At 59.1% G+C, this 8,086-nt stretch carries 6 protein-coding genes; 3 read left to right on the top strand and 3 right to left on the bottom strand.

Annotated elements, in window-relative coordinates:
• Positions 1 to 58: 58 nt before the first annotated feature.
• Entirely contained in the window at positions 59 to 754 is a 696-nt protein-coding gene (locus ACYQ0G_RS13115) for a cytochrome b/b6 domain-containing protein (protein WP_460103347.1), read from the top strand.
• Positions 741 to 1,484 (top strand): molybdopterin-dependent oxidoreductase, encoded by a 744-nt coding sequence (locus ACYQ0G_RS13120; RefSeq protein ID WP_460103349.1) that lies wholly within the window; start codon positions 741 to 743, stop codon positions 1,482 to 1,484. The genes ACYQ0G_RS13115 and ACYQ0G_RS13120 overlap by 14 nt, the downstream gene beginning before the upstream one ends.
• A 39-nt stretch (positions 1,485 to 1,523) precedes the next feature.
• On the opposite strand, the gene ACYQ0G_RS13125 is transcribed toward ACYQ0G_RS13120, so the two are convergent.
• From ACYQ0G_RS13125 to ACYQ0G_RS13135, 3 genes are read right to left on the bottom strand one after another with little or no spacing between them, the layout of a single operon-like run.
• Positions 1,524 to 2,933: an efflux transporter outer membrane subunit gene (locus ACYQ0G_RS13125; protein ID WP_460103351.1), complete on the bottom strand. Its 1,410-nt coding sequence runs from the start codon at positions 2,931 to 2,933 to the stop codon at positions 1,524 to 1,526.
• Positions 2,930 to 6,142: a multidrug efflux RND transporter permease subunit gene (locus ACYQ0G_RS13130; protein ID WP_460103352.1), complete on the bottom strand. Its 3,213-nt coding sequence runs from the start codon at positions 6,140 to 6,142 to the stop codon at positions 2,930 to 2,932. The genes ACYQ0G_RS13125 and ACYQ0G_RS13130 overlap by 4 nt, the downstream gene beginning before the upstream one ends.
• Positions 6,143 to 6,144: 2 nt before the next feature.
• The gene (locus tag ACYQ0G_RS13135; RefSeq protein ID WP_460103354.1) at positions 6,145 to 7,314 is read right to left on the bottom strand and encodes an efflux RND transporter periplasmic adaptor subunit; all 1,170 of its coding nucleotides are present in this window, start codon (positions 7,312 to 7,314) and stop codon (positions 6,145 to 6,147) included.
• 117 nt (positions 7,315 to 7,431) lie between these two features.
• Here ACYQ0G_RS13135 and ACYQ0G_RS13140 point away from each other — a divergent pair, with 117 nt between their 5' ends.
• Entirely contained in the window at positions 7,432 to 7,989 is a 558-nt protein-coding gene (locus ACYQ0G_RS13140; RefSeq protein ID WP_460103357.1) for a TetR/AcrR family transcriptional regulator, read from the top strand.
• The last annotated feature ends 97 nt before the right edge of the window (positions 7,990 to 8,086 follow it).

Genomic DNA, 8,086 nt, shown 5'->3' on the forward strand with positions numbered 1-8,086 from the left:
CTCGTTGCGCTGGCTTAATCGACTGCGATATAGACCGGCCGTCCAAAGGGGATCATCATTGAAGAAGCGCCACGCCCTCTCCACACGCTTATGGCATTGGGTGAACGCCTTGTGCCTTATCGTGCTATTCATGAGCGGGCTCAATATCTCGAACGCACACCCGCGCCTGTACTGGGGTGATAAGGGCTTTCTGCCGTCGGAAGCCTGGCTATCGCTGCCCGATTTCCCCGGCTGGATCACAATTCCAAGTTATTACAGCCTCGCCGCAGCGCGTGACTGGCACGTCGTCTTCGCGATCGTCTTTGCCTTTGGTCTGCTGGCCTTCATGATAATCGCCCTCATCAACGGCCACATCTGGCGCGATCTGGTGCTTCGCGCTGTAGAATGGCGCCCGCAAAGCATCTGTCGCGATGTGAAAGCGCACCTCCGGCTCAATTTCGACCACGGCACCGGCAAATACAACGTCCTGCAGAAACTCGCCTATGCTTTGGTGATCTTCGTCCTGCTCCCAACCATGATCTTCACAGGCATGGCGATGAGCCCTGGGATGGAGGCGGCCTGGCCGTGGCTGAGCGAAATTTTCGGCGGCAGGCAAAGCGCGCGGTCGATCCACTTTCTGAGCGCCTTCGCTCTCGCAGCCTTTTTCATCGTTCATGTGCTTCTGGTGCTGCTTGCAGGCCCGATCACGCAGCTCCGCGGCATGATATTCGGCGGACGCATGCAAACCAGCGGAGGCCGCAATGCGCAGGCGTAACTTTCTGGTAGCCCTGGGGGCCACTGTCGTCGCGGGCTGCGATGCAGTCGGCGACAGCGCATGGTTTGGCAAGATCGTCGACCGAGCGCAGGACTGGCATCGTGGTTTGCACCGGACACTTGGCGGCGGGCGCATTTCCATGGCTCCCGAATATGGCCGCGAGGCAATCTCGCCCTTCTTTCGCGGCAACGGCACCCAAAGCGTCGACACCGCAGCTTATCGCGCGGCCATGGAAGATGGCTTTGCCAACTGGACCATTAGCGTATCAGGACTTGTCGAGCACCCGCTCGAGCTCTCGATGGAAAATATCCGCGGCCTGCCGCAGCGCACACAAATCACGCGCCATGATTGCGTGGAGGGATGGAGCGCTATCGGTGAATGGACCGGCCCCCAGCTCTCGACGATACTGGAAGCTGCGAAAGTCCGACCGGAAGCCCGCTTTGTTATCTTCCGCTGTGCCGACAATTTGAACGGCGGCGATTACTATGAAAGCTGCGATCTCGACGATGCTTTCCATCCCCAGACCATTCTTGCGCATCAGCTTAATGGAGAGCCGCTGCCCGAACGCAATGGCGCCCCCGTCCGGCTGAGGCTGGAACGCCAACTAGGCTACAAGCACGCGAAATATCTGACCGGCATCGAACTGGTCGAAAGCCTCGATGAGGTTGGCGGCGGAAAGGGCGGCTATTGGGAAGATCGCTCGGGCTACCAATGGTATGCCGGGATCTGATCACAGACATCTAGCAGCCCTAGCACGAGAGGCAGAAGCCTATCGGACCGTACCGATCCCGCCTCCAAGAGCGACGAACAGTGTCGTTCCGTTCTGCAGATAGGCCCGTCGCGTGGTGAGCAGTTGCTGCTGGGCTGAAAACAGATTGCGTTCCGCATCAAGCACTTCGAGATAATCCGCCACGCCTTCGCGGTAACGCAGGCGCGCAAGACGGGCGAGCTTTTCCTGCGCTGCGACGCCGTTCTCCAGGGCCGCAACCTGCTCGGCCAGCCAGCGTCTTCCGGCTAAGCCGTCCGACACTTCCCGGAATGCGGTCTGGACCGTCTTTTCGTATATCGCGACCTGTTCGACCTCGCGCGCTTCGGCAAGGTCCAAGCTCGCCTCGCGAGCACCCCAATCGAAAATCGGCAGCGTTACTGACGGGCCGAACGACCATGAGAAACCATCCGACCCGAATAGGCCGCCCAGATCGCTCGACGCCAGACCCGCGTTACCGGTCAGCGAAATCGTGGGGAAGAATGCCGCACGGGCGGCGCCGATGTTCGCACGCGCGGCGCGGAGCTGTTCCTCCGCAGCCTGTATATCGGGGCGCACGAGCAGAAGATCTGACGGCGTCCCAGGGTCCAGCGCCATCCCCCTGTTCTGCGCAGTCATTGGCAAGGACTGAGGCAAGTTGGCGGGGATCGTCCCGCCAATCAGGACTGCCAGCTGGTTGCGCAACCTTGCCTGAGCGAGACGCTCGGACGCCAGCTGTTGCTGAGCCGTAGTCAGCAGCGTTTCCGCCTGCCGGAAAGGCAGCGCGGATGTCACGCCTGCATCAAGGCGCCGCTGAGCAATGCGCAGACCTTCCCGTCGGCTCTCCAGTGTGGCCTCAGCCAGCTGGATCTGCGCTTCGGTCTCCAGCAATTCGAAATAGGTCGATGCCGTGTCTGCAATAAGAGAAAGGTAGAAGGCTCGTTGGTTTGCTTCGACCGCCAGATACTGCGCCCGCGCTGCTTCGGAGAGGTTGGCAACCCGTCCCCAGAAATCCAGTTCGAAGGAAGATACGCCGACACCCACATTGAGCCGATCCGTGGTTATTGCGCCTTCAGCGCCCGGTTGCACCGTACCGAGAGGCGTGCGGGATCGGGTAGCAGATGCGCTTGCGACCGGGGTCGGCAATCGGCGGCTGTCCTCGATGCGATATTGCGCGCGAGCTTGTTCGATCCGGGCTGTCGCCGCCACAAGGTCGCGGTTGTTCGCAACAGCCGTATCGATAAGCGCGACCAGTCTCTGATCGGCAAACCATTCCGCATAGGTCAGCGTGCTGGCGACCACGGTTCCGTCCGGCCGGTAATCAGCGTCGTAGGCAAGTGGCGTGGAGAGAGCGGGACGCTCATGATCCGGTGCCATGTTGACGCAACCCGAGAGAGCCAGAGCCGACAGGCTGGCTGTTAGCAAGCGCCTCATTCCGTTCCTCCTTCGAGATGGCCCGCCGGTTTGGGTTTGCGTCCTCCCAGTCTGGTTCGCACCAGCAGGTAGAGCAGCGGAATGATGAAGATGCCGATTGCCGTAGCCGCGATCATCCCGCCCATGACACCTGTTCCGACCGCGATGCGGCTTGCAGCACCAGCGCCGGAAGAGAAAACCAGCGGAACCATACCCAGAATAAACGCAAGCGAGGTCATGACGATCGGACGCAACCGCAACCGTGCTGCTGCCTTCACCGCCTCAAGCGGGCTCTTGCCCTCTGCCTCTTCCTCAATAGCGAATTCGACGATCAGGATCGCGTTTTTGGCGGCAAGTCCGATAATCGTGATGAGGCCTACGTTGAAGTAGATATCCGCCGACAATCCGCGCAGCATGGTGAACACCACCGCACCCAGAACACCCATCGGCACGATCAGCAGAACCGAAAGGGGCACGACCCAACTTTCGTAGAGCGCGGCAAGCACAAGAAAGACAATTACGACCGAAAGGCCAAGCAGCAGACCGATCTGACCGCCAGCCTGCTTTTCTTCATAGCTGATGCCGGTCCATTCGAACCCGATGCCTTCCGGCAACTGGCTGGCAAGTTGCTCCATCTCTGCGATGGCTGCCCCCGATGAGGCGCCAGGCGCCGCAGTGCCCGACAGCGTCATTGCTGGGTATCCGTTGTAACGGGCTACCGCTGGCGGGCCCGCAGTCCATTCGGCCGTAGCAAAAGCACTGAACGGTACCAGCGCGCCTTCCGCATTGGGAATACGGAGCGAAAGCACATCCTCAGGCGTCATTCGATGGGGCGCATCAGCTTGAACGAGAACCTGAAGGACACGACCCTGCCGGTTGAAATCATTCGCGTAAGCCGAACCGAAATTGATCGACAGCGCGTTGCTCACATCGTTCATCGAAAGGCCCATCGCACGTGCATTGACGCGGTCCACTTCCACGTGAAGCTGCGGCGCCGGTGCCTCATCCTCTGGCCGAATATTGGCCAAGGTCGAACTTTGCGATGCCATGCCCAGAAGCTGGTCACGTGCTGCGGTGAGGGCGTCGCGGCCAAGACCGGCACGGTCCTGAAGTTTCATCGTGAAACCGCTGGCCTGACCGAGTGACTGAATTGCCGGAGGCTGGATCGCGAAAGCCAAGGCGTTGTCGAGCCCCATGAACATACCCATGGCACGGCCCACCAGACCTTCAGCCGAACTCGCATCTCCGCTACGCTCGCCCCAGTCTTCCAGAGGGGTGAAGATGATGGCGTGATTTTGCCCTTGGCCGAAGAAGCTGAAGCCTCTCACAACCACACGATCTTCAACCTCTTCTTGCGAGGCCCAGAATTCTTCGACCGGAGCCAGCGCCTCGTTCAGCCTTTCGCGGGTAGAGCCCGCAGGAGATTGGACAACGGTGATGACATAGCCTTGGTCTTCCGTGGGCAGGAAGCCGCCGGGAAGCCGGAAGAAAAGCAATCCGGTGAGTCCGGCAAGCAGGAGGAAAACTGCGAAGCCACGCATCGGTCGGTTCAAGATCCGCTCGTTGGTCTTCCCGTAGCGATCGGTCATCTTGCCGAACCATCGGTTGAAGCGACCAAAGAAGCGCCCCGTCGAACGGCGGGCTTTCTCTACCACCCCGCGCCAGCCATCGGGTAACGGCTCGTCGGTCTCACTTTCGGCAGGCGTCTCGTCGCCGTGGCCCTGAATATCTTCCTTGCGAAGGAAAGTCGCACACAGCGCCGGCGTCAACGATAGCGCAAGGACGGCGGAGAAGAAGATCGAAATGGAGAGGGTTACGGAAAACTGCCGATAGATGCCGCCAGTGGACCCAGGGAAAAATGCCATGGGAATAAATACGGCAATCAGGACCAGCGTGATGCCGATGATCGCTCCTGTGATCTGGTCCATGGCTTTGCGCGTCGCCTGTAGCGGACCAAGGCCCTCTTCACGCATGATGCGCTCCACATTCTCGATGACCACAATTGCGTCATCAACCAGAATGCCGATCGCCAGCACCATGCCGAACAGGGAAAGCACGTTGATCGAAAAGCCGAACAGCCAAAGGCCGAGACAGGCGCCTGCGAGCGCGATTGGGACCACCAGAGTAGGAATAAGTGTGGCGCGCCAGTTCTGAAGGAAAAGAAACATTACGAGGAAGACGAGAACCATCGCCTCGATGAGCGTCTTAACCACCTCCTCGACTGAAATTTCGACGAAGGGAGTTGTGTCGTAAGGAACCGACCAAGCCACATCCTGTGGCAGGCCCGCCCCAATCTCCGCCATGCGTTCTTTCACGCCCTCAGCTGTGGACAAGGCATTGGCACCGGTCGCAAGCTGGATCGCCATGCCTGCCATGGGCTGGCCGTTCAGCGTGGTCGACGTAGCATAGCTTTGTGCGCCGATTTCAACGCGCGCCACATCTCCCAGGCGCACACTTGCACCACCTTCATCCGTACGAAGAATGATGCGGCGGAATTCGTCTTCCGTTGCGAAACGGTTCTCGGTCGTAATCGTCGCGGTGATTTCCTGCCCCTCCTGGAGCGGGAGCGCGCCGATCGAGCCACCGGCCGTCTGGGCATTCTGTTCCCGGATCGCAGCAACGACGGCGCTGGGCGAAAGGTTGTAGGACGCGAGCCTTTCCGGATCGAGCCAGATGCGCATCGCATATTCCGAACCGAAAAGGGTGACATCGCCAACGCCAGCGACGCGGCGCAATTCATCGACCACTTGGGTCGATGCGATGTTACCAAGGTCGGTAGTGTCCAGATTGCCCGACTTGGACGTAAGGGCGACGATAAGCAGGAAGCCTGCGTTCGCCTGCCGCACCGTGATACCTTGGCGCCGCACTTCTTCGGGCAGGCGCGCCTCGACCGTGCTCAACCGGTTCTGCACTTCGGTCTGCGCAATATCGATGTCGGTGCCGGCTTCGAAGGTCAGCGTGATTGCTGCCGAACCGTTCGAACGACTGGACGAGGACATATAGAGAAAACCCTCGACCCCGTTCAACTGCTGCTCGATCACCTGAGTCACGTTCTGCTCGAGTGTTTCGGCATCAGCACCAGGGTAAACGACATTGATCGCCAGTGATGGCGGAGCAACTTCGGGATACTGTTCGATGGGCAATGCCCTGAGAGCGATGAACCCCGACAGCAGAATGCCCAGCGAGATCACCCATGCAAAGATGGGGCGATCGATAAAGAAGCGCGCCATTGTTAGTTGGCCTTCGCTTCAGGCTTTGCAGGCGTCGCGGAGCCGGAACGACCGGTTGTGGCATTCGCCACCTTGACCGGCATTCCGGGTTGAAGTTTCTGAAGGTTCGATACGATAACCTGATCGCCTGGGTTGAGACCACTTTCAACGACCCAGTCATCGCCCATCAGTTGGCCAAGCTTGATCGGACGGACTGCCGCCTTCCCTTCCTTGTCGACAACCATGACGCTGCCGCCACCTTCGGTTACGGTCACAGCACGCTGCGGGATGGCAACGACATTGCTGACTTTGCCTGCATAGATGCGCGCATTGACGAACTCACCCGAGAGCAGAAGCCCGTCGGGATTGGGAAACTCGGCGCGTAGCTGAACGGTGCCGGTGGACTCATCCACGCTGAAATCGAGAAACTCGATTACCCCCGGCAAGTCATACTCGGTCCCGTCTGCAAACAGGAGGCGAACTTCGACCGCATCGCTGGGGGACAGGTCGAGCTCGCCATTGGCAATGGCCCGGCGAAGCTTCAGAACGTCCGTGGCGGACTGGGCAAAGGAAACATAGATCGGCGAGATCTGCTCGATTCGCGTCATCAGTGTTCCTTCAGGCTGCGAAACGAGCGCACCCTCGGTCACAGCGGCTCGACCGGCACGGCCGGAAATTGGGGCACGCACGGTCGTATACCCTAGCTGGAGCGACGAAGCGCGGAGCTGAGCTTCGATCTGGGCCACGTTCGCATTGGCCTCCCGCGCGGCAGCCTGAGCAGCGTCGAACTCCTGACCGCTGATCGCATTTTCCTCTAGCAAGGGCCTATACCGCTTCAAAACTGCGTTCGCGTTGGCAGCTGTAGCACGTGCCCTCTCCAGGCTGGCCTGCGTCTGTGCGTAGCTCGCCCGAAGTTCCGCCGGATCGATGCGAAAAAGCGCCTGGCCTTTGCCGACATCCGTGCCCTCTTCATACATACGGTCCTGAACGATACCCGTGACGCGCGCCCTGACTTCAGCCACGCGCACTGGCTCGACCCGCCCGGGCAGCTCAATCACGTTATCGAGATTAGTTTTTCCCACGGTCACCGTCCTCACGGGGATCGGCTGATCCTGCGGCGGAGCCTCGGAAGACGAACAGGCGGCAATGATGGCTCCGAGTGTCAGCAGTAAGAGTGTTCGAAAAAGCTTCATCTAAAATCCTCGCGGGACACCGCACGGTTTCACCCGCGGTTCATGTGGATCGGCCTTTTGACAATTTAAATACAATTGTAAATTGACATTTTTGCATCATTTGTCAAAAACAATGCCATGGAAGAACGAGCATGCAGGATAGCGCAAGCTGGCTATGAAGTAATCAGTCGCTACGGCATTCGGCGCGCTACGATGAATGATATTGCACAAGCGGCCGGAGTGTCGCGGCAGACGGTTTACAATATCTTCCCGAACAGAGAAGAACTATTACATGGCGTTATCCGCTATCATTTCTGGTCGAGATGGAGCGAGATCGCCGAAGCTACTGACGGCGTCGTCGATCGCGAGGACCGGATAACGATCCTTCTTGATAGGCTGGTCATCAGGTCTTGGGAATCCATGCAAACGATGCCCCACGCCGATGAACTCGAACTCGAGATAGACACGACGATGCGCGAACGCATCGCAGACATTCACCAAGAGGCTACCCGGAAACTTTGCGAGTTTTTCCTGCCCTATGAAAAACAGCTTCGATCCCGAGGAATGTGTGCGAGGGGCATCGGTGAAATGCTTCACCTCTCCTTTATCGGTTTAAAGTTGAGTTCGACGGGTCGGGAGCAGATTGAGACGGTGGTTGGTACGCTTCGGGCGTGCTTGCTGGCGGTGACCGAGTAGGGTTGTATTTGGAAGAGTTCTTCCTGGAGCCGTTAGGTGTTCAGCAAGGACCGGGCGCCTCTACCTATTCAGCTCCGTTCAGAACGCACAGTAGAGT

It is taken from the genome of Qipengyuania triglochinis (assembly GCF_054655615.1).